Source organism: Pseudomonas sp. PAMC25584 (assembly GCF_058135675.1).
On the sequence record NZ_CM176870.1, the window covers coordinates 747501 to 767635 of the forward strand.

At 61.0% G+C, this 20135-nt stretch carries 15 protein-coding genes and 2 rRNA genes (1 of these 17 only partly in view); 9 read left to right on the forward strand and 8 right to left on the reverse strand.

The genetic code is table 11. The features are described from left to right. From ACS5Q8_RS03275 to ACS5Q8_RS03295, 5 genes are all read left to right on the forward strand, one after another. Nucleotides 1-1712 (forward strand): 23S ribosomal RNA (locus ACS5Q8_RS03275) (it extends 1179 nt beyond the left edge of the window). A 157-nt stretch (nt 1713-1869) separates the two neighbouring features. Then, a 5S ribosomal RNA gene (rrf, locus tag ACS5Q8_RS03280) occupies nt 1870-1985 on the forward strand. A gap of 168 nt (nt 1986-2153) precedes the next feature. Then, nucleotides 2154-2813 carry a paraquat-inducible protein A gene (locus ACS5Q8_RS03285; RefSeq protein WP_276196355.1) on the forward strand — a complete coding sequence of 220 codons (660 nt, stop codon included), beginning with the start codon at nt 2154-2156 and terminating at the stop codon, nt 2811-2813. Further along, nucleotides 2800-3423, forward strand: a complete 624-nt coding sequence (locus ACS5Q8_RS03290; RefSeq protein WP_276196356.1) for a paraquat-inducible protein A — start codon at nt 2800-2802, stop codon at nt 3421-3423. Before ACS5Q8_RS03285 ends, ACS5Q8_RS03290 begins: the two co-directional genes overlap by 14 nt. Further along, nucleotides 3416-5719 (forward strand): PqiB family protein, encoded by a 2304-nt coding sequence (locus ACS5Q8_RS03295; protein ID WP_276196357.1) that lies wholly within the window; start codon nt 3416-3418, stop codon nt 5717-5719. Before ACS5Q8_RS03290 ends, ACS5Q8_RS03295 begins: the two co-directional genes overlap by 8 nt. Before the next feature lie 186 nt (nt 5720-5905). Here the strand turns inward: ACS5Q8_RS03295 and mksF are convergent, their stop codons facing one another. The 3 genes from mksF to mksB are packed head-to-tail and all read right to left on the reverse strand — an operon-like array spanning nt 5906 to nt 10717. Next, nucleotides 5906-8746, reverse strand: coding sequence for an Mks condensin complex protein MksF (mksF, locus tag ACS5Q8_RS03300; RefSeq protein ID WP_276196358.1), 2841 nt, complete (start codon nt 8744-8746; stop codon nt 5906-5908). Then, on the reverse strand, nt 8743-9450 hold the full coding sequence (gene mksE / locus ACS5Q8_RS03305) for an Mks condensin complex protein MksE (protein ID WP_443695411.1): 708 nt from the start codon (nt 9448-9450) through the stop codon (nt 8743-8745). Before mksE ends, mksF begins: the two co-directional genes overlap by 4 nt. Further along, entirely contained in the window at nt 9440-10717 is a 1278-nt protein-coding gene (gene mksB, locus ACS5Q8_RS03310) for an Mks condensin complex protein MksB (protein WP_247404130.1), read from the reverse strand. The genes mksE and mksB overlap by 11 nt, the downstream gene beginning before the upstream one ends. Nucleotides 10718-10904: 187 nt before the next feature. Between mksB and ACS5Q8_RS03315 the strand changes: the two genes are divergently transcribed. Together ACS5Q8_RS03315 and rimI are read left to right on the forward strand one after the other, a co-directional pair. Beyond that, nucleotides 10905-11648 (forward strand): energy transducer TonB, encoded by a 744-nt coding sequence (locus ACS5Q8_RS03315; RefSeq protein WP_426100833.1) that lies wholly within the window; start codon nt 10905-10907, stop codon nt 11646-11648. Beyond that, on the forward strand, nt 11641-12093 hold the full coding sequence (gene rimI / locus ACS5Q8_RS03320; RefSeq protein ID WP_247405947.1) for a ribosomal protein S18-alanine N-acetyltransferase: 453 nt from the start codon (nt 11641-11643) through the stop codon (nt 12091-12093). Before ACS5Q8_RS03315 ends, rimI begins: the two co-directional genes overlap by 8 nt. Nucleotides 12094-12210: 117 nt before the next feature. On the opposite strand, the gene ACS5Q8_RS03325 is transcribed toward rimI, so the two are convergent. Then, complete coding sequence (locus ACS5Q8_RS03325) at nt 12211-12597, reverse strand: serine kinase/phosphatase (RefSeq protein ID WP_276196360.1); 387 nt, start codon at nt 12595-12597, stop codon at nt 12211-12213. Between the two features lie 151 nt (nt 12598-12748). Here ACS5Q8_RS03325 and can point away from each other — a divergent pair, with 151 nt between their 5' ends. After that, complete coding sequence (gene can / locus ACS5Q8_RS03330) at nt 12749-13393, forward strand: carbonate dehydratase (protein ID WP_276196361.1); 645 nt, start codon at nt 12749-12751, stop codon at nt 13391-13393. Here the strand turns inward: can and ACS5Q8_RS03335 are convergent. The 4 genes from ACS5Q8_RS03335 to ACS5Q8_RS03350 form a co-directional block, all read right to left on the reverse strand. Further along, nucleotides 13390-13914: an SET domain-containing protein-lysine N-methyltransferase gene (locus ACS5Q8_RS03335; RefSeq protein ID WP_276196362.1), complete on the reverse strand. Its 525-nt coding sequence runs from the start codon at nt 13912-13914 to the stop codon at nt 13390-13392. The genes can and ACS5Q8_RS03335 overlap by 4 nt on opposite strands. Nucleotides 13915-14059: 145 nt before the next feature. Continuing rightward, nucleotides 14060-15229 (reverse strand): hypothetical protein, encoded by a 1170-nt coding sequence (locus tag ACS5Q8_RS03340; protein WP_276196363.1) that lies wholly within the window; start codon nt 15227-15229, stop codon nt 14060-14062. Nucleotides 15230-15351: 122 nt separating this feature from the next. Next, on the reverse strand, nt 15352-17052 hold the full coding sequence (locus tag ACS5Q8_RS03345; RefSeq protein ID WP_276196364.1) for an acid phosphatase: 1701 nt from the start codon (nt 17050-17052) through the stop codon (nt 15352-15354). 142 nt (nt 17053-17194) lie between these two features. Further along, on the reverse strand, nt 17195-18613 hold the full coding sequence (locus tag ACS5Q8_RS03350) for a short-chain fatty acid transporter (protein ID WP_465159826.1): 1419 nt from the start codon (nt 18611-18613) through the stop codon (nt 17195-17197). A 185-nt stretch (nt 18614-18798) separates the two neighbouring features. Between ACS5Q8_RS03350 and ACS5Q8_RS03355 the strand changes: the two genes are divergently transcribed. Continuing rightward, nucleotides 18799-20088, forward strand: a complete 1290-nt coding sequence (locus ACS5Q8_RS03355) for an MFS transporter (RefSeq protein ID WP_465159827.1) — start codon at nt 18799-18801, stop codon at nt 20086-20088. The last annotated feature ends 47 nt before the right edge of the window (nt 20089-20135 follow it).

The following is a 20135-nucleotide window of genomic DNA, read 5'->3' on the forward strand; positions in this document are numbered from 1 at the left end:
GAGCGTTCTGTAAGCCTGTGAAGGTGAGTTGAGAAGCTTGCTGGAGGTATCAGAAGTGCGAATGCTGACATGAGTAACGATAATGGGTGTGAAAAACACCCACGCCGAAAGACCAAGGTTTCCTGCGCAACGTTAATCGACGCAGGGTTAGTCGGTCCCTAAGGCGAGGCTGAAAAGCGTAGTCGATGGAAAACAGGTTAATATTCCTGTACTTCTGGTTATTGCGATGGAGGGACGGAGAAGGCTAGGCCAGCTTGGCGTTGGTTGTCCAAGTTTAAGGTGGTAGGCTGGAATCTTAGGTAAATCCGGGATTCTAAGGCCGAGAGCTGATGACGAGTTAACTTTTAGTTAACGAAGTGGTTGATGCCATGCTTCCAAGAAAAGCTTCTAAGCTTCAGGTAACCAGGAACCGTACCCCAAACCGACACAGGTGGTTGGGTAGAGAATACCAAGGCGCTTGAGAGAACTCGGGTGAAGGAACTAGGCAAAATGGCACCGTAACTTCGGGAGAAGGTGCGCCGGTGAGGGTGAAGGACTTGCTCCGTAAGCTCATGCCGGTCGAAGATACCAGGCCGCTGCGACTGTTTATTAAAAACACAGCACTCTGCAAACACGAAAGTGGACGTATAGGGTGTGACGCCTGCCCGGTGCCGGAAGGTTAATTGATGGGGTTAGCTAACGCGAAGCTCTTGATCGAAGCCCCGGTAAACGGCGGCCGTAACTATAACGGTCCTAAGGTAGCGAAATTCCTTGTCGGGTAAGTTCCGACCTGCACGAATGGCGTAACGATGGCGGCGCTGTCTCCACCCGAGACTCAGTGAAATTGAAATCGCTGTGAAGATGCAGTGTATCCGCGGCTAGACGGAAAGACCCCGTGAACCTTTACTATAGCTTTGCACTGGACTTTGAATTTGCTTGTGTAGGATAGGTGGGAGGCTTTGAAGCGTGGACGCTAGTTCGCGTGGAGCCAACCTTGAAATACCACCCTGGCAACTTTGAGGTTCTAACTCAGGTCCGTTATCCGGATCGAGGACAGTGTATGGTGGGTAGTTTGACTGGGGCGGTCTCCTCCTAAAGAGTAACGGAGGAGTACGAAGGTGCGCTCAGACCGGTCGGAAATCGGTCGTAGAGTATAAAGGCAAAAGCGCGCTTGACTGCGAGACAGACACGTCGAGCAGGTACGAAAGTAGGTCTTAGTGATCCGGTGGTTCTGTATGGAAGGGCCATCGCTCAACGGATAAAAGGTACTCCGGGGATAACAGGCTGATACCGCCCAAGAGTTCATATCGACGGCGGTGTTTGGCACCTCGATGTCGGCTCATCACATCCTGGGGCTGAAGCCGGTCCCAAGGGTATGGCTGTTCGCCATTTAAAGTGGTACGCGAGCTGGGTTTAGAACGTCGTGAGACAGTTCGGTCCCTATCTGCCGTGGACGTTTGAGATTTGAGAGGGGCTGCTCCTAGTACGAGAGGACCGGAGTGGACGAACCTCTGGTGTTCCGGTTGTCACGCCAGTGGCATTGCCGGGTAGCTATGTTCGGAATAGATAACCGCTGAAAGCATCTAAGCGGGAAACTAGCCTCAAGATGAGATCTCACTGGGACCTTGAGTCCCCTGAAGGGCCGTCGAAGACTACGACGTTGATAGGTTGGGTGTGTAAGCGCTGTGAGGCGTTGAGCTAACCAATACTAATTGCCCGTGAGGCTTGACCATATAACACCCAAGCAATTTGACTACTCGAAAGAGCATCAGATTGCGGTGTGTGAAGACGAAACGAACCGAAAGTTCGAATCTCACAAAACACCGAAAGCTATCACATACCCAATTTGCTGAAGCGAGGCCAGCTGGCCACGACTCAGTACCCGAATTTCTTGACGACCATAGAGCATTGGAACCACCTGATCCCATCCCGAACTCAGCAGTGAAACGATGCATCGCCGATGGTAGTGTGGGGTTTCCCCATGTGAGAGTAGGTCATCGTCAAGATTAAATTCCAGAACCCCTGTTTGCTTACGCAGACAGGGGTTTTGTTTGTCCGCTCGAAAAGTGCGAAGAGTCTTGCGACGATCCAGCATCCGACAAATTTGCACAGTTATTTCTGAACTAGACCACTAGAATAGGCACCTAACCTTTTTTAGCGTCCGAGCCCTATCTATGCCCGATCCGGATGATGCCCCCAAGGTGTCGGATTTACCCCTGGACGACCTGGTGGCATGCCATGAGTGCGATTTATTGATGCGCAAACCTGTGCTCGCGCTCGGCGAAAAAGCCCAGTGCACGCGTTGTGGTTACGAGCTGTACGCGCACCGCCACAACGTCGTCGAACGAAGCCTCGCCTTAGTGCTGGCAGCACTGTTGCTGTACATCCCCGCGAACTTTTTGCCCATCATGCAGCTTAATCTACTCGGGCAGTCCTCAGAGGACACCGTATGGACCGGCGTAGTCGGCCTGTTCGACACCGGCATGCGCGGCGTCGCCGCCGTTGTGTTCCTGTGCAGCATGGGCATTCCCCTGCTCAAGCTGCTCTGCCAATTGGCGGTGTTGCTCAGCATTCGCTGGAACATCGGCCGCAGTTACGGGCTGCTGCTGTACCGCATTTACCATCACCTGAAAGATTGGGGGATGTTGGAGGTGTACCTGATGGGCGTCCTGGTGGCGATCGTAAAACTCGCCGACATGGCCTCCATTACGATTGGCCTGGGCCTGGTCTGCTTCGTCAGCCTATTAATGGTTCAGGTTCTGCTTGAGGTGGTGATGTCGCCCCACCAGATCTGGCAATCACTGTCAGGGGAGGATGATCATGCGGGCGATTGATGCAGGCATTCTGATTTGTACCGAATGCCACGAATTGAACAAGCAAGAACCGGACACCGATGAGCAAACCTGCGCTCGTTGCGGTGCGCTGGTCCATGCCCGTCGCCCCAACAGCCTCACGCGAACCTGGGCGTTGCTGATCACCGCCGCGATTCTCTATATCCCCGCCAACTTGCTGCCGATCATGACCGTCAATTCTCTCGGCCAGGGCGACCCCAGCACCATCATGTCCGGTGTGATCCAACTGGTGCAGCACGGCATGTTCCCCATCGCTGCCGTGGTGTTCATCGCCAGCATCCTGGTGCCGACGTTCAAGCTGGTGGGCATTGGTCTGCTACTGTTCTCGGTGCAGCGTCACCAACCGCTGTCCGCGCAACAACGGATTATCATGTACCGCTTTATCGAATTCATCGGCCGCTGGTCCATGTTGGATATCTTCGTGATCGCCATCCTGGTGGCGGTTGTAAACTTTGGACGGCTTGCCAGTGTCGAGGCCAATCTCGGCGCGGCGGCGTTCGCCAGTGTGGTGATCTTGACGATGCTTGCCGCAGTAACTTTTGATCCCCGACTGATTTGGGATAACACGGAGTCGGACGACGACCATGAGTGATTTGCCTAAAGCTAAAACCCGCCCGGCCTCCAACTGGTCGGCCATTTGGGTACTGCCCCTGATCGCCCTGATCATCGGCGGCTGGTTGGGCTGGCGTGCCTACTCTCAGCAAGGTATCGAGATCCAGGTACGCTTCGAAAGCGGCGAAGGCATCCAGGTCAACAAGACCGAAGTGGTCTACAAAGGCATGCCCGTGGGCAAGGTCAAGACCCTGGCCCTGGACGACGAAGGTAACAATCGCGGGGTGATTGCCACCATCGAGATGAACAAGGATGTCGAGCCGTACCTCAAGACCAATACGCGTTTCTGGCTGGTCAAACCCAGCGTCAGCCTCGCCGGCATCACCGGCCTGGAGACGCTGGTGTCGGGTAACTACATTGCCGCCAGCCCTGGCGATGGTGAGTCCACGCGCAAATTCAAGGCGCTGTCTGAAGAGCCGCCCTTGTCCGACGCCAAGCCCGGCCTGCACTTGACCATCAAGGCCGACCGCCTTGGCTCGCTCAACCGCGGCAGCCCGGTGTTCTACAAGCAGATCCAGGTCGGCCAGGTCAAAAGCTACTTGTTGTCCGAGGACCAGAGCACCGTCGAGATCAAGGTCTACATCGAACCGACCTACGCCAGCCTGGTGCGCAAACACACGCGTTTCTGGAACGCCAGCGGCATCAGCATCGACGCGAACCTCTCCGGCTTGAAGATACGCAGCGAATCACTCTCCAGTATCGTCGCCGGCGGTATCGCCTTCGCCACCCCGGAGAATCGCAAGGACAGCCCGCCGACCGATCCGAGCCTGCCCTTCCGCCTATATGAAGACTTCGACGCCGCCGCCGCCGGCATCAAGGTCAAGGTCAAACTCAGCGACTTCGAAGGCCTGCAGGCCGGGCGTACCCCGGTGATGTACAAAGGTATCCAGGTCGGCAGCCTGAAAACCCTGAAGATCGACCCGGACCTGTCCAGTGCCAACGCCGAGCTGACCCTCGACCCATTGGCTGAAGACTACCTGGTACAGGACACCCAATTCTGGGTGGTCAAACCGTCGATTTCCCTGGCCGGTATCACTGGGCTCGAGGCGTTGGTCAAAGGTAACTACATCGCGGTTCGTCCCGGTGACAAAGGCACTGCCCCCCAACGCGAGTACGTGGCTCGGGCCAAGGCACCGCCCTTGGACCTGCGTTCTCCTGGCCTGCACATGGTGCTCTTCACTGACAACCTCGGCTCCCTGGATGTTGGCAGCCCGATCCTCTACAAACAGGTCAAGGTCGGCTCGGTGCAGAGCTACCAGTTCTCACGCAAAAACAAACAGTTGGTGATCGGTGTCCACATCGAGAAGGAATACGCCAACCTGGTCAATGGCTCGACGCGTTTCTGGAATGCCAGCGGTGTAACCTTGACCGGCGGCCTCACGGGCGGTATCCAGGTAAAAAGCGAATCCTTGGCCAGCCTGATATCTGGCGGTATCGCCTTCGAAACGCCGGAACCGAACGTGCCGCTGAGAAAGCGTATCCCACGTTTCCGCCTGTTCACCGATCGTGAAGCGGCGAATCAGAGTGGCACCCTGGTGACCATCAAAGTCGACCGCGCCGACGGCCTGCGCCCCGGCACCCCGGTGCGTTTCAAAGGCCTGGACGTCGGTAAGATCGAGAGCGTCGACCTCAGCGCCGATATGCAATCGGTGCTGCTCGGTGCGCGCATCACCCAGGTCGCGGATCGCATCGCGCGCGTCGGCAGCCAGTTCTGGGTGGTCAAGCCGGAACTGGGCTTGATGAAAACCTCGAACCTGGAAACCCTGGTCACCGGCCAATACATCGAGGTGCTGCCCGCAGTGAAAAACGCCGGGACACAAAAGAGCTTTGTCGCGCTGGACCAACCGCCCGAAGCCGTCCACCAGGAGGCCGGCCTGAGCCTGACACTCAGCGCCGCACGCCGTGGTTCGCTCAAAGAAGGCGTACCCGTCACTTACCGCGAAGTCACCGTGGGCAAAGTCACCGGCTACGAGTTGGGCCAGACCGCCGACCGCGTGTTGATCCATATCCTGATCGAACCCAAGTACGCGGCATTGGTGCGCAGCGGCAGCCGCTTCTGGAACACCAGCGGCTTTGGTCTCGACTTCGGCCTGTTCAAAGGCGCGACGGTGCGCACCGAGTCCCTGGAAACCCTGGTCGCCGGCGGCATCGCCTTTGCCACACCCGATGGCGAACGCATGGGCAGCGCCGCACGGCCGCAGCAAACCTTCCCGCTGTTCGACAAGTTTGAAGATGAGTGGCTGACCTGGGCACCTAAGATTCCGCTGGGTAAGTAGACCGAGGCGCGGCTATCGCGGGCAAGCCCCCTCCCACCTTCGAGCGCATTCCTACAGGATAAACTCGGTCAAATGTGGGAGGGGGCTTGCCCGCGACGAGGCCCTCAAAAACACCGCCAAACCCCAGCCCACAAAAAAGGCCGCGATCCATAAGATCGCGGCCTTTTTGCATTTCAACGCAAAACGTCAGACCTCATCCAACTCCGGCTCATCCGCCTGCACATTTACCGTCGCCTTCACCGCATCATGGCGACGGATGTACTTCCAGTCCGCCTCATCGATGTAGATGCCATTCGGCCCGCTGCCGCCTTCTAGGTCGATCGCCACCTGGGCGGACACCTGCGGCTTCACACTCGCCAGGATCGGCACGAAGCCCAACTGCAGGCTGGTTTCCAGCAGCGCCGCCTGGTTCTTCTCGTCGATGTCGGCCGCTTCATCGAGGTAGTACGGCAAGCGCACACGCCCGGCCTGGTCGCGGTCCATCAAGTGCAGCAACAAATACATGTTGGTCAGCGCCTTGATGGTCATGGTGGTGCCGTTGGACGCCGCACCGTCGATGTCGGTGTGAATCACTGGCTGGCCATTCACCTTGGTGATCTCGAACGCCAGCTCGAACAAGTCCTTGAGACCCAACTGGTTATGGTTGGCCGCGACCAGGCGCGCCAGGTATTCCTTGGCCTCTTCGTTCTTGTTGTCCTGATCGGCGCTCTGGCTCAAGTCGAACACCGACAGGGTTTCGCCTTCTTCGTACTGACCGGCGCTGTGGATGATCTGGTCGATATGCTTGAGCGCTTCCTTGTTTGGCGCCAGCACGATGCGGAAACTCTGCAGGTTCGACACCTGGCGCTTGTTGATCTCGCGGTTGAACAAGGCCAGTTGGTGTTCCAGGCTGTCGTAGTCGCTGCGGATATTGCGCAAGGTCCGCGCGATGTCGGTGACCGCCGCGCGCCGCGCCTTGCCCAGGGTCAGGGCTTCGTCGGTGCGGTGCGCATACGCGTTGATCAGCAGATGCAGGCGACGCTCCACGTCGTCCTCGCTGTCGAACTTGGCCACGCCCTTGAGGCGTACCTGGGCGTACAGCGCTTCGATCTGGCCATCGGCGCGCAGCAAGCCCTGCCAACTGTCCTGATAGTCGTTGAGCAGTGGCAGCAGGTTGTCCATGGAATCGTCGACCGGGTCCATGAACGGCGTGCCGAACGGCAAGTCCGCCGGCAGCAACTGGCGACGGCGCAACGCGTCATCCAGGGTGCGTTGCTTGGCTTCCATATCGCCGATCTGGCGACCGACCAGTTGCAGCTTGGCCGACAGTTGCTGCACGCGTTCGGTGAACGCATCGCTGGAACGCTTCAATTCATCCTGGGCCGCTTCCATCTGCGCCAGCTGTTCCAGCTTCTCGCCTTCTTCGGCGCTCAGGGTCTGCGCGCGGCGGAAATCTTCCAGCGCCTTTTGCGCGTCCAGCACTTGCTGGTACAGCGCTTCGGTCTGGGTTTTGCTCGCGGCGCGGTCAGAGGCAACCGCCTGTTGCGTCTTGAGCTGCTTGAGTTCTTTTTCCAGACGCTCTTTCTGGTCGCGCAAGGCTGCGCGATCCGCCAGGGCCTGCAAGGCGGGTGGCTCGATGTGGGAGATGTCGATGGACAGCCCCGGCACTTCAAAGCGCTCACCCTTGAACCCATCGAGGATCAGTTCCAGGGATTTGACCCACTGGCCGTCCTCATCCAGCGTGATGCCATGCTCGCCCAACGGCAGGCTGAACAACGAACTGTTGAACAGACGCATCAGACGCTCGACATCCTGCTGTGAGAATTCCTCGCGCAGTTTGGCGTAGCTGTTGTTGTCGGCGTGGTCGAGCTGCTGCTTGACCGACTTCAAGCGTTTTTCCAGGTCGCGCAGGCGCTCGTCCAAGTCCTCGGCGCTGAACTGCCGCGACTGCGCCAGGGCGCCGGCGAGTTCATCGTGGGCATCCTTGGCCGCCAGCAGTTGCTGTTCCAGCACCTTGACGTCATCGACCAGCGCAAAGCGATGCTTGAGCACCGACAGCTCGCCCAGCCAACGCTGGATGCCGCTGATTTCGCGCTCCAGGCGCATCAGCTCCTGGGTGCCGCCACGCTGGTTGTTCTGCAGCGCGTCCTGCTCGTTGCGGTAGTGCTCGGCCTGGAGGGTCAGCTCTTCCTTGCGCGCACCGGCGTAGTCCGACCAGGTGCCCAGCAGCGAATCCAGCAGCGGCGACAGGCGATGCAGTTTGCCGCGCAGGATGTCGCGTTGTTTCACGCCATTGGCCAGGGCCTCGACCAGCGGGCCGGCGGCGACCAGCGAGTTGTAGTCCTGCTCCATGCGTCGCACGTCGCGGAAGGCTTCTTCACACGCGGCGATGTAATCGACACTGCCGGAACGCAGGCTGTGCTCGAACGCATCGAGGAACAATTGCTTGAGCTTGGCGGCAGTGATTTCGCGCATGTGCAGCAGGTTGATAAACAGCGCGCGGAAGGTCTTCAGGCTCTGTTCGCTGGTGGAACGCAGCGGGATCAACGTCAGGTCCAGCGGGATCGACGTGTGGCCGCCGACCAGCAAACGGCGTAGTTCATCGGGCTTGAGTTCGTAGGCTTTCAGGCCCTCGCGCTCAAGGTTGGTGAACAGCTCTTTCTGGCGCAGGCAGGTGTCGTTTTTCTGGTAGTGGGCCAGGTCCAGCTTGCCGGCGTAGGCAAAGAACTGGTGACCGAAACCACCGCCCGGGCCGCGTCCGACCACGCCGATCACGTGCGGGCCGTGGGGCAGGGAGACTTCGACGAGGATGTAGCTGGTGTCGGTGGCAAAGTAGAAGCGCCGCGATTGTTCCAGGGTGTACTTGCCGAAACTCATGTCCGACATGCGCGCCAGGATCGGGAACTGCAAGGCGTTGATCGACGCCGATTTACCCAGGTTGTTCGCGCCATACACCGACAGCGGCTCTTCCAGCGGGAACAAACCCAGGCTGTAGCCGGCGGTATTCAATAGGGCGAAGCGGCGGATGCCGTAGCGTTCCTTGCTCATGCATCGGTCTCCTGTTCTTCGGCAATGGCGCGGGCCAGGGCGTCTTCTTCGCTGTCTTCGGCAAAGTCGCTCAAGTCCAGCGGGTCATCGGTTTTCAGCAGTTTTTCGTCGCTGTCTTCGTTGATGATCACCGGCGCCGGCAATGGCAGCACGCTGTGGATGCTGGCCGCGAGGTCGCGGTCCTGCTGCACCGACAGGCACACATCGAGGAAGCGGTGCATCGGCGGCAGGAAGCGATAGATGCCGTTGTCCTCGCTGGCAAAACCCAGCTGGGTCATGCGGCGCATGATTTTTTCTTCGAGCTCTTCCTGGGTCTGCACTTCGGCCTGGATAAACAGGTCGCGGTATTTCTCCAACAGCGACGGCAGTTCATCGCGGCCGAGGCTGCCGCCGTCGAGCACGGCAATCGGGTCGCGGCCCTGGTCGGCCAGGTGCTCGACGATGATGAAGGTGAACAACGCCAGGCGTTGCGCGGTCTTGTTCACCTGCGCGCTGGCGATGGCGGAGTCCGGCACGAAGTAGTAGAAACCGCGCGTATCGCAGACCAGCTCAAAGCCCAGGGCCTTGAACAGCGTGCGGTACTGGTCCTGGAAGTTCGACAGTTGCGCGTACAGCTCCGGGTCGCGGCGGCTGACGTGGTAACCCTTGAACAGCTCGCGAAAGATCGGCGCCAGTTGGGACAGTTCGGATAGATCAAGATGCATAAGGGGTGCTCGCAGAATGCTCGGCCGCGTCTGTGCTGGCCGGGAGCAGGGCGAATGAGCGCAGGCTGACCTGATGCTCGTGTGTGTGGTAATCGCGGCGCTCCAGGCGCTCGCGCTTGAAGCGTTTTTCGCGGGACAGGCGCGAGAACCAGTACAGCAATTCGTCGGTGGCGCCGTCCGGTTCCTGTTCCAGCAGCCAGGTCATCAGGTCCGGCATCGGCAGCGCGTCTTCGCAGCGTTCGAGCATTTCCTTGACCGTGCGCGGTGCGCGCTGGGCTTCGCCGGTAGGGGCCTTGTGCGCCTTGGGGAACCGCGCGGGTTTCGGCTCGAAGTTCGCCAGGGCATACACATAGGCTTCGACCTGACTGGCACTGCCGAGGAAGGTGCTTTGCGGCCGGGTAAACATCGGCATCGCGGCCTGCGGCACCGCGTCCAGGCCTTTACGGCGAATGGCCGACAAGGCAAGCGCTGCGCCACGGGTCACGGCGTTGTGCCGACGCGCTTCTTCACGCAACGGCAGCAGCAGCTCGCGGGCGTGACGCAGGGTCAGTTGGGCGCTGGTCTGCATTTCGAGGATGCGCGCGTGGGTGCGCAACAGCATGTCGTCGTCGACCAGATGGCCAAGACGCTGCTGCTCGGTGAGCATGCGCAGCAGCACGTTTTCGACCTTGCGCACGCCTTGTTCGAAGGCGCCGTCGGCGTTTACCAGTTGGATCATCGGTTCGACGTATTCGTCCCAGGTCGCCAGCACTTCGGCGTAACGCTGACGCAACGGGATCTGTCGGTCGCTGGTCTTGGCGCGGTCGGCCACGGCGACGAGGGCTTGCTCGTCGTTGGCGAGCTTTTTCAGCACGTCGCGCACGCGCATGTCCAGCAGGCGCAGTTGACGGGCCAGGTCGTGGCCGTCACGGATGTCGAAGGCGTCCTGGATATAACCGGCCAGGCGCTCGAGGTGGCGCAGGTAGGCTTCGATTTCCAGGCACAGGCCAAGCCGGTGCTCCTTGCGAAGATAGGCCAGGAAGTCGTGGATCTGCGCGTTGAGCTCGAAACGGTTCGGGCTCTTGGCGACAGGCACCAGGATATCCAGGCGAATCCACACGTCCAGCAAGCTGGTGATGTCCTGGGGCGTGCTGTCCAGTTGTTGGGCGGCCAGTTGTGCGCGCAGCTCGCCGAGGCTCAGGGTGCCTTGGTCGAAGTGTTCGCACAGTGGCTCAAGTAAGGCCCAGTGTTCGGCGAGGGCGCGCAGGACGCGCTTGGGTTCGATCATGGGAATGGCCGGCTGGTTGGCGATTAAAAGTCGCGATTGTACTGCATCAGGCGCGGGATTTATCCACAGCCGGTCAGTGCGCAGTGGGCGATTGTTACCGAACAGCGGTAGAATCCCCACTCTTTACTTATCCACAAGTGGCCGAGCTGTGCTTATCGAGTCCCGACGTCGCGCTTACTTGACCGCCATGCAGGTGGTCAACTGGCTGCCCCGCACCGAACTGCCGTTTGCCGCCCCGTCGCGGCCCGAGCTGCTGCAGGTGCTCGAGCCCGAAGAGGCCTTCGAGACCTCGGGGGAAGAGGCCGCAGCGCCGGTGGCGGTGGTCAAGCCTGAGCCGCCGGTGCGCCCGGTGGTAGAACGCGCCAAGGTCGAGGTGCCACGCCCGTCGCCGATGGCCAAACCGCTGGTGGCTGAAGAAGCGGCGCCGGTGGTCAAGGCGCCTGTCGTCCCACCCCCACGATTTGCCCTGCAACTGCTGCGGGCCGGGCGTTGCCTGTTGCTGGTGGAGCTGCCGACCGGCGAGCGCTTCCAGACCCGCGACCCGGCCTACATGTTGCTCAAGGACATGCTGCGCGCCGCCGGCTTGCCCGACAGCCCGCAAATCGTCGGCGACCCGGTGCGCTGGCCGTTGCTGGTGCGCGGCACGATGGACCAGGGCCCGGACGCTGCGCGAGATTTTGTGCAAGGTTTTGTGTCGGCGCGCCTGGAAGACGAACCCTGCGTGTGCCTGTGGCTGATCGGCCTGCCCGCCGTGCGTTTTGCCGGCGAAGCCGATGCCGAAGCCTGGTACCGCGAGCTGCAGGTCGAAGGCCTGGGCTCGGTATGGGCCCTGCCGGGCCTGGAATTATTAATGGAAGAGCCACAGCGTAAGGCTGATGTCTGGCAAGCCATGCGCCGGCTGATGGCGCGCTGGAAAACAACCGATGAGTGAGGCTTTATCCTTTCGCCCGATGACCGAGGCCGACCTCGACGCCGTGCTGAAAATCGAATACGCGGCGTATAGCCACCCCTGGACCCGCGGGATTTTTCTCGACGGGCTGGGCAAGTACCAGATTTGGTTGATGTTCGAAGGTGAGCAGCAAGTGGGTCACGGGGTGGTGCAGATCATCCTCGATGAGGCGCATTTGCTGAACATCACCGTCAAACCGGAAAACCAGGGCCGCGGCCTCGGCCTGGCGCTGCTGGAGCACCTGATGTCCCGCGCGTATGCCGCCACTGCACGAGAATGTTTCCTCGAAGTGCGTGACAGCAATACCGGCGCGTTCCGACTGTACGAGCGCTATGGCTTCAATGAAATCGGGCGTCGGCGCGATTACTACCCGGCCGTCGGTGGGCGCGAAGATGCGGTCGTGATGGCCTGCACCCTGGTCGATTAAACACGCAACCCATGTGGGAGGGGGCTTGCTCCCGATTGCGGTGTGTCAGGCACTTATCGGTTACTGGCACTCCGATATCGGGAGCAAGCCCCCTCCCACATTTGGATCTACGGTGTGTCAGCGGTTGCCGTCGACAGGGTCCAGATCAGCCAATTCGGCCTCATCCAGCCCGTTGCCGCCGCCGATATCATCTTCATCCACGATGCTCAGGTCCCAATCGGCCTGTTCGCCTTCGCCTGCTTCCTGTGCATCCCGCGCGCCGTCCTCACGGATCAGGTTTTCCGGGCTCATGTCGTCATCGGTCGACGCGCCGGCCATCCCGGCCTCACCCACCCGTTCGTCGGGCATCCGGCGTTTGCGTTCGCCACGCGGCAGTTCATCGCCGATTTGCGCCGTCGGCTCTTCCTCGTCAAAGTCCAACTCGCGCATCTGGCCCATGCGATCCTCGTTGTCATCAATCGGTTCCGGCTGGGTAGCGCCGTATGGACGTCGTGATTCAGTCATGGCCAATCCTCATACTGTGGGGCTTATAGTGTGTGGACAGGCTTGGCGCCCCAAGATTCAAGTAATTGCCCGCCGACTATCTTTATTCCCGGCGTGACCCGGACGGGCGGTCGTCTGTCAAAGCTGCGCATCATTCCTGAGGCTTTCCCTGATGAACGAACTACAAGACCTGCTTGATAACAACGAACGCTGGGCAGATGCGATCACACAGGAAGATCCCGAATTCTTCGCCAAGCTGGCCCGCCAGCAAACACCGGAGTACCTGTGGATCGGCTGCTCAGACGCCCGTGTACCGGCCAACGAGATCGTCGGCATGCTGCCGGGTGATCTGTTTGTACACCGTAATGTGGCCAACGTGGTGCTGCACACCGACCTTAACTGCCTGTCGGTGATTCAGTACGCCGTCGATGTGCTTAAGGTCAAACACATCCTGGTCACCGGCCACTATGGCTGCGGCGGCGTGCGGGCCTCGATGCAGGACCGCCAGTTCGGCCTGATCGACGGCTGGCTGCGCACCATTCGCGACCTGTACTACGAAAACCGCGAGATGTTGGCGCAGTTGCCGAGCGAAGAAGAACGCGTCGACCGCATGTGCGAGCTGAATGTGATTCAGCAGGTGGCCAATGTCGGTCACACCAGCATTGTGCAAAACGCCTGGCACCGCGGGCAGAGCCTGTCGATCCACGGCTGCATCTACGGCATCAAGGATGGCCGCTGGAAGAGCTTGAACACCACCATCAGTGGTTTTGAGCAGTTGCCGCCGCAGTATCGCTTGCGCCCGCTGGGTGAAGTCTAAGGGCGCTTGCGCTCGCGCCACTCGGTCATGAACGCCTGCCCCTCGGCGTTCAACGGCTCCTGGCTGCCGGTGATCCAGCCCCGGCAGTTCAGCTCGCCGCATTGGCAAGCGAACTGCCGGAACAGCGTGTCCTCGGTGCTGGCGTAATCCAGGGTCAGCCGGGTGTCGGCGGGGATGGACTGCACGGTCCAGAGCTCCAGGTAGGTGGTGTCTAAAAATACATTCGGGTTGCAGGAGTGGTGCAGCAGGCCGCAGAACCAACAGTCGTACAAGTGGATGCGTGGCGACACCTGCAAGGTGTGCGGGCGTCGCTCGTTCACCGCGTAGCCGGAGACCTTAGCAATGCGCACGCGACTGTCAAAGGGGATGCGAGCCTTGATCCCGGCTCCGGCGCCGTCCGTGGTTTGGATGACCTGGAAGTGTTTGGACGAAGGGTAGCCCTGCTCGACGAACAGTGTCTTGAACGGGTAAAGGCAATCATTCATAGCGTTTACAGCCTTATCCATGGTTCGAGTCTTCATAACTCTCCTTGGTTGGGCTGCATCGACCTGCGGGTGGTGTCTGACTGCCAGTCTTGCAGCGGATGGGCCCGGATCAAGACTCGCTGAACATAAAGCCGATTTCTACTGTCAAGTTTGACAGTAGAAATCGGCTTTTTTGTGCGCGTTACAGCGCAGGGGTGGTGATTGCCGGGGCGGGGGCGGCGTCTTTCAGTTGCTTGAGCTGGGCTTTGATCGCGGGCGTGGCGCATTTGGCGTTCGCCTGCTCCGGGGTCAGGTTGCGCACCGAGGTGTAGAACAGTTCACAGGTCTGCTCTTTGCGCGTGACTTGCCAGGTGTTCATGCACGCCTTGAGCAGCACATTCGCATCGCTCGCCGGTTTCTGGCCCATTCCGGCTTGCCAGCAGGCGGCGCTCAAGTCCTGGCCCATCACTTTCAAACCGGCCTCGTCGGCCTTCTGCGCGTTACCGTCATAGGTGTCCGGGCTGGCCGCGTACCAGATGTAACTGGGGTGGTTGGCGCCCAGCACCGAGACGGTTTTACCGGGGGCCGGGCTGATCTGCGCCAGGCCCAGCACGCCCACGGTTTGCCCGTATTGTTGCTTGATCCAACTGCGCACCGGGGCGCCGAACGCCACCATCGGCAACGAACCTTTGGGGGGCTGGCTCAGCTGCGCGACCATGCGTGTCTGGTAGTCGGTGAAGTAGCTGTAGACGTTTTCCAGGTCCTTACCCGCGTTGGACGGCGCGGCGATCGGCGCGATGTCGATGATGGTCTGGTAGGCCGGGGTTTCGCTGGCCGGAATGCCATTGTCGACGAGCAGGGTGGCCCAGCGGTCGGTGGTGGCCGATTCCAGGTAATCCTGGGCCTGGGTCAGTGAATAATCCGGCGGGAAGTGCAGCAACTCGATGCTTTTACGGTTTTCCAGGGCCATGCCCAGCGGCAGGAACAAGTACCAGTTGTAGGCCCACTTGCCGTCGCTATTGAGCCGGCTCGCGCCCTGGTAGGCCAGGTCGGCGGTCGCGAGCAAGCTCGTCAGCGGGAGGCCATAGCTGTCGGGCACCCCGCTGAAGGTCGCCGCGACCTGGCCATCATGGATTTTGACGCTGACTTTGGCGCGGCTGTAACCGTCGCGCTGCAGGCTCTGGTTCAGGTAATGCTCGGCGGTCTGCTCCAGCGTCCAGGGCCGAAAGCAGATCACATTGCAGTTATTGGGGTAAGCGAACAACTGGGTAACCCGTTGCGTGCTGCCCAGGGGGACTTCGATGTCGGCCTGTACGACCGCACTCGCCAGCAGTGCGGCCAAGGTGAAGGACAACCTGGTCGGTTTAAACATAGATGATTCCTTGTCCGCGAAAGCCTGCCTGTGCGGGGTGAAAGCCCACCCTCACACAGTAGCGGCTGACCAGGAAAACCGCGTGCAAAATTGCCGGGCATGTCGCTATTGGATAAGCCGTCCTACACCTCGAACTGCAGCGCATTGCTCAAGTCGCCCATCGGTTTCTGGCCGCGGGCGATCATGGCGTCGTCGCGCTGCTTGAGCCCGTCGAGTGTCTCCAACTGAAAAACGCGGGTGATCAGGCGCAGGATCGACGCAGTGTCGTACACCGTATGGTCCACCGTGCCTTTGCGCGCGAACGGCGACACCACAAGCGTCGGAACCCGCGTGCCAGGGCCCCAGCGGTCGCCCTTGGGCGGTGCCACATGGTCCCACCAGCCGCCGTTTTCATCGACGGTCACCACCACCACCATGTTTTTCCACTGCGGGCTTTCCTGCAGCACCTTCAGGGCGCGGGTGATATGGCGATCACCCGAGGCGACGTCGGCATAACCGGCGTGCATATTGAGGTTGCCCTGGGGTTTGTAGAAGGTCACGGCGGGTAGTTTGCCCGCCTGCGCGTCGGCAAAGAACGTGTTGGTGCTCGACTCATCGCCCAGGCCCGCGTCGCGCAGGCGCTTGTCACGCTCCGCGCGGTTTTCCGGGCCCTGTTGCTTGAAGTAGTTGAACGGCTGGTGGTGGTACTGGAAGTTGGGGATCTTCGGAATGCCGCCCGAGTCCTTGAACTGCTCCAGCGTCGCCTGCCAGGCCCCGGCGTACCAGGCCCAGTCGATGTGCTTTTTCGACAGCTTGTCGCCGATGTGTTCGTGCGTCTGCGGCACCAGCACGTTGGGCAGGTCGGGCTTGGCGTAGTCCGGGTTTTGCGGGTCGCGAATCCAGGTCGGCCAGTAGGGCGGGGCCAGGGTGTTCACGGCGTAACCGTCCGGGGTCAATGCGCTCGGGCCGAACTGCGGCGGGCCGCTCATGGCGCTGGCCGGGGATTTGTCCAGGGGCTTGAGGCGTGGGTCGTTGGGATCATCGCTTTGCAGCGTGGCGATCTGCGCCTTGGCCACCGACTGCGCCGCGTTCGGATAAACCGGCGCGGTGGCGCTGATCAGGTATTGGTGGTTGAGGAACGAGCCGCCAAACGCGCCCTGGAAGAAGTTATCGCAGAGCACAAACGCCTTGGCCACGTCCCACAGGCGCAGGGAATAACGGCTCTGGGCGTAATGCCCCATCACCAGGCCGCCGGAATCGGCCCATGCGACGAAGCCGTCGTTCTTGCCGCCGTTGATCTGCATCTGGTTCTGGTAGAACACGTGCCACAAATCACGGGTGACCAGGCTCAAGGGCAGGTCTTCGGCGTTCGGGCCCTTGAGGGCGAACGGGGCGTTGGGCAGGTTTTCCTGGAATTGCACTTCACTGGGGTAGGTCACCCCGTCGACGCTTTGCGAGCCGACTTGCAACACGCCACCCCACACCGGGGGCAGGGTGGTCAATACGCTGGCGTCGCGGTCGCGCTGCTGATAGTCGGCAGCGGACAACGCCGACAGCGGTTTCTCCAGCCCCGGGAAGTCGGCAAACAGGTTGTTGAAACTGCGGTTTTCGGCGTAGATCACCACGACGGTTTTCACTTGGTCGTGTAACGCTTTATCCAACTCTTGCGGCGTAAGCGGCCGCGCCACCGGTTTGCCCGGCGCTTCGCTGGAGTTGCCGCAGCCACTCAAGGTCGCGCCCACCCCCAGCACCGCCGCACCCCCCAGGAAACGCCGTCGGCTGGTGTCTACCGGCGGTTGGTCGATGGAATCAGAGGCAGGGCGGTCTTCGTGCTCGTCACTCATTGCGGGGAGTCCTTGCTGGCTATTTATTGCAAGATATTTCGCCAGGACGGTAGCAGTGGAATGTGACGGAGGGAAGACAGCTCGAAGTTACACGCTTTAAGCGGCAAGCCTGGAGCTAAAAACCTCAAGCTTGTCGCTGCGTTTAAGGCATCACCGGCGGCAAATACTTCAACGTCGCCCCCAACGCCCACAGCAGGAACAACACCAACGGCGCGTGTACCAGCAACTGCACGAACGAAAACCCGATCAAATCCCGCGCCTTCAGCCCCAACACGCCCAGCAACGGCAGCATATAAAACGGGTTGATCAAATTCGGCAGCGCCTCGGCCGCGTTGTAGATCTGCACGGCCCAGCCCAGGTGGTATTGCAGGTCATTAGCCACTTGCATCACGTAGGGCGCTTCGATGATCCACTTGCCGCCGCCCGACGGGATAAAGAAGCCCAGCACCGCCGAATACACACCCATCAACAGGGCATAGGTGTCGTGGGAGGCGATGGACGTAAAGAAGGTCGAGATATGGTGGGCCAGCGTCTGGCCGTCGCCGCCCTTGACCACGGTCATCAGCGCGGCAATCGAGCCGTACAGCGGGAACTGGATCAGCACGCCAGTGGTGGTCGGCACCGCGCGGGCGACCGCATCGAGAAAGCTGCGCGGGCGCCAGTGCAGTAGCGCTCCGACCATGATGAACAGGAAGTTATAGGTGTTCAGCCCGGAGATGGCGCTGATCGCCGGCTTGGTCGAAAACTCGTGGAACAACCAACCCGCCGCCAGCAGCGCCAGCAGGATGGTCAGCACCGGGCTGTGCTCCAGCCATTCGCCTGGGCGGGTCGGTGCCTGCGGCTTGGGCAGGTTGAAGGCCGGGTCGACCCCGCAGGCCTTGGCATCACGGGCGCTGTTCGGGCCGGGTGCGGTCGCGTAGGCGATGATCAGCGAGACCACGATCAGCGCCAGCAACAGTGCGCCGGATTGCCACAGGAAGATGGTGTCGGTGAACGGGATCACCCCGGTGATCGACAGGATCGACGGCGGCAAACTGGCCGGGTTGGCCTGCAACTGCGCGGCCGACGACGACAGCCCCAACGCCCACACCGCACCGAGGCCCAGGTAGGCTGCGGCGCCGGCAGCGCGGTAGTCCATGCGCAAGTCCGTGCGCCGCGCCAATGCGCGCACCAGCAAACCGCCGAACACCAGGGACAGGCCCCAGTTGAGCAAGGAGGCAACCATGGAAATCAACGCCACCCAGGCCACGGCCGAGCGGCCGTTCTTCGGGATGCGCGCCAGGCGGTCGATCAGCCTCACCGCCGGCGGCGAACTGGCGACCACATAACCGCCGATCACCACGAAGGCCATCTGCATGGTGAACGGGATCAGGCTCCAGAACCCATCGCCGAACGCCTTGGCGGCCTCGGTCGGCGCGGCGCCCATGCCCAGGGTCGCCACGGCGACAATGATCACGGCGAGGGCGGCAAACACCCAGGAGTCAGGAAACCAGCGTTCGGCGAAATTGGAGCAGCTCAGGGCAAATCGGGCATAGCGGCTTTCTTCGAGAGCATCGGCCACGAGTCATTCCTCTTATAGTTGTTATGGTGTTGGCAGTTTTACGGCATGTTCCGCTACGGCCATTGATATGGGAATGCAGTTATCTTCATCGATCAATGAGGAAAACAAATATATCCGCCGCGATTGCCATCATCCGGCTCAGCTCATAACCTGCACGCCATTTTGTTTGTCTGCCGAGCCTCAACATGACTGCCACCTCGCTTGCACAGGCGCAGCGTTTTTCCCGCTCCGACTACAAAACCCTGGGCCTGGCCGCCCTCGGCGGTGCCCTGGAAATCTACGACTTCATCATCTTCGTGTTTTTCGCGCTGACCCTCAGCCAACTGTTTTTCCCGCCGGAAATGCCCGAGTGGCTGCGCCTGCTGCAAAGTTTCGGGATCTTCGTTACGGGCTACCTCGCGCGCCCGCTGGGCGGCATCCTGATGGCGCACTTCGCCGATCACCTGGGGCGCAAGCGCGTGTTCAGCCTGAGCATCCTGATGATGGCCTTGCCCTGCCTGCTGATTGGGATCATGCCGACCTACGCGCAGATCGGCTATTTCGCACCGCTGATCCTGCTGGTGCTGCGCGTGCTGCAAGGCGCGGCGGTGGGCGGTGAAGTGCCCAGCGCCTGGACCTTCGTCGCCGAGCATGCGCCGACTCATCACCGCGGTTACGCCTTGGGCTTCCTGCAAGCCGGACTGACCTTCGGCTACCTGCTCGGCGCACTGACCGCCACGCTGCTGGCGCAACTTTTCACCCCGGCGGAGATCCTCGACTACGCCTGGCGCTTCCCCTTCCTGCTCGGCGGTGTCTTCGGCGTGATCGGCGTGTGGCTGCGCCGCTGGCTCAACGAAACCCCGGTGTTCCTCGACATGCAGGCGCGCCGCCAAGCCGCCGCCGAAATGCCGCTGCGCACCGTGTTGCGCGAGCATCGCGGCGTATTGCTGCCTGCGATGATCCTCACCTGCGTGCTCACCTCGGCCGTGGTGGTGCTGGTGGTCATCACCCCGACCATGATGCAGAAAACCTTCGGCATGACGCCCAGCCACACCTTCGCCCTGAGCGCGCTGGGCATCGTGTTCCTGAACCTCGGGTGCGTCCTGGCCGGCCTGTTGGTGGACCGCATCGGCGCCTGGCGCGCGGTGCTGGTCTACAGCCTGTTGCTGCCGCTGGGGATCGCGGTGTTATACGCCAGCCTGATCGCCGGTGGCGTCTGGCTCGGCGCCGCGTATGCCGTGGCAGGCTTGAGCTGCGGCGTGGTCGGCGCAGTGCCGTCGGTGATGGTCGGGCTGTTCCCGGCGCCGGTGCGGGTGTCGGGCATTTCCTTCACCTACAACATCGCCTACGCGCTGTGGGCGAGCACCACGCCCTTGATCCTGATTGCACTGATGCCGACCAGCCCATGGATTTGCGTGGGCTATTGCGTGGTGATGGGCGCGGTGGGGGGGGTGAGTGTGGCGCTGTTCAGCAAGCGCCACACGTTAGCCGCCTGAGGGCGCGGTCAGGAAGTGCCGAGCCCATCCGAACCTTCCGCTATGGC

What these genes read in the sequence shown, in the direction of transcription:
- mksF (WP_276196358.1), bottom strand. Translation starts at nt 8,746, where the DNA reads ATGAGCAAGGAACGCTACGGCATCCGCCGCTTCGCCCTATTGAATACC.
- ACS5Q8_RS03295 (WP_276196357.1), top strand. Translation starts at nt 3,416, where the DNA reads ATGAGTGATTTGCCTAAAGCTAAAACCCGCCCGGCCTCCAACTGGTCG.
- mksB (WP_247404130.1), bottom strand. Translation starts at nt 10,717, where the DNA reads ATGATCGAACCCAAGCGCGTCCTGCGCGCCCTCGCCGAACACTGGGCC.
- mksE (WP_443695411.1), bottom strand. Translation starts at nt 9,450, where the DNA reads ATGCATCTTGATCTATCCGAACTGTCCCAACTGGCGCCGATCTTTCGC.
- ACS5Q8_RS03315 (WP_426100833.1), top strand. Translation starts at nt 10,905, where the DNA reads ATGCAGGTGGTCAACTGGCTGCCCCGCACCGAACTGCCGTTTGCCGCC.
- ACS5Q8_RS03345 (WP_276196364.1), bottom strand. Translation starts at nt 17,052, where the DNA reads ATGAGTGACGAGCACGAAGACCGCCCTGCCTCTGATTCCATCGACCAA.
- ACS5Q8_RS03340 (WP_276196363.1), bottom strand. Translation starts at nt 15,229, where the DNA reads ATGTTTAAACCGACCAGGTTGTCCTTCACCTTGGCCGCACTGCTGGCG.
- ACS5Q8_RS03335 (WP_276196362.1), bottom strand. Translation starts at nt 13,914, where the DNA reads ATGAAGACTCGAACCATGGATAAGGCTGTAAACGCTATGAATGATTGC.
- rimI (WP_247405947.1), top strand. Translation starts at nt 11,641, where the DNA reads ATGAGTGAGGCTTTATCCTTTCGCCCGATGACCGAGGCCGACCTCGAC.
- ACS5Q8_RS03325 (WP_276196360.1), bottom strand. Translation starts at nt 12,597, where the DNA reads ATGACTGAATCACGACGTCCATACGGCGCTACCCAGCCGGAACCGATT.
- ACS5Q8_RS03285 (WP_276196355.1), top strand. Translation starts at nt 2,154, where the DNA reads ATGCCCGATCCGGATGATGCCCCCAAGGTGTCGGATTTACCCCTGGAC.
- can (WP_276196361.1), top strand. Translation starts at nt 12,749, where the DNA reads ATGAACGAACTACAAGACCTGCTTGATAACAACGAACGCTGGGCAGAT.
- ACS5Q8_RS03355 (WP_465159827.1), top strand. Translation starts at nt 18,799, where the DNA reads ATGACTGCCACCTCGCTTGCACAGGCGCAGCGTTTTTCCCGCTCCGAC.
- ACS5Q8_RS03290 (WP_276196356.1), top strand. Translation starts at nt 2,800, where the DNA reads ATGCGGGCGATTGATGCAGGCATTCTGATTTGTACCGAATGCCACGAA.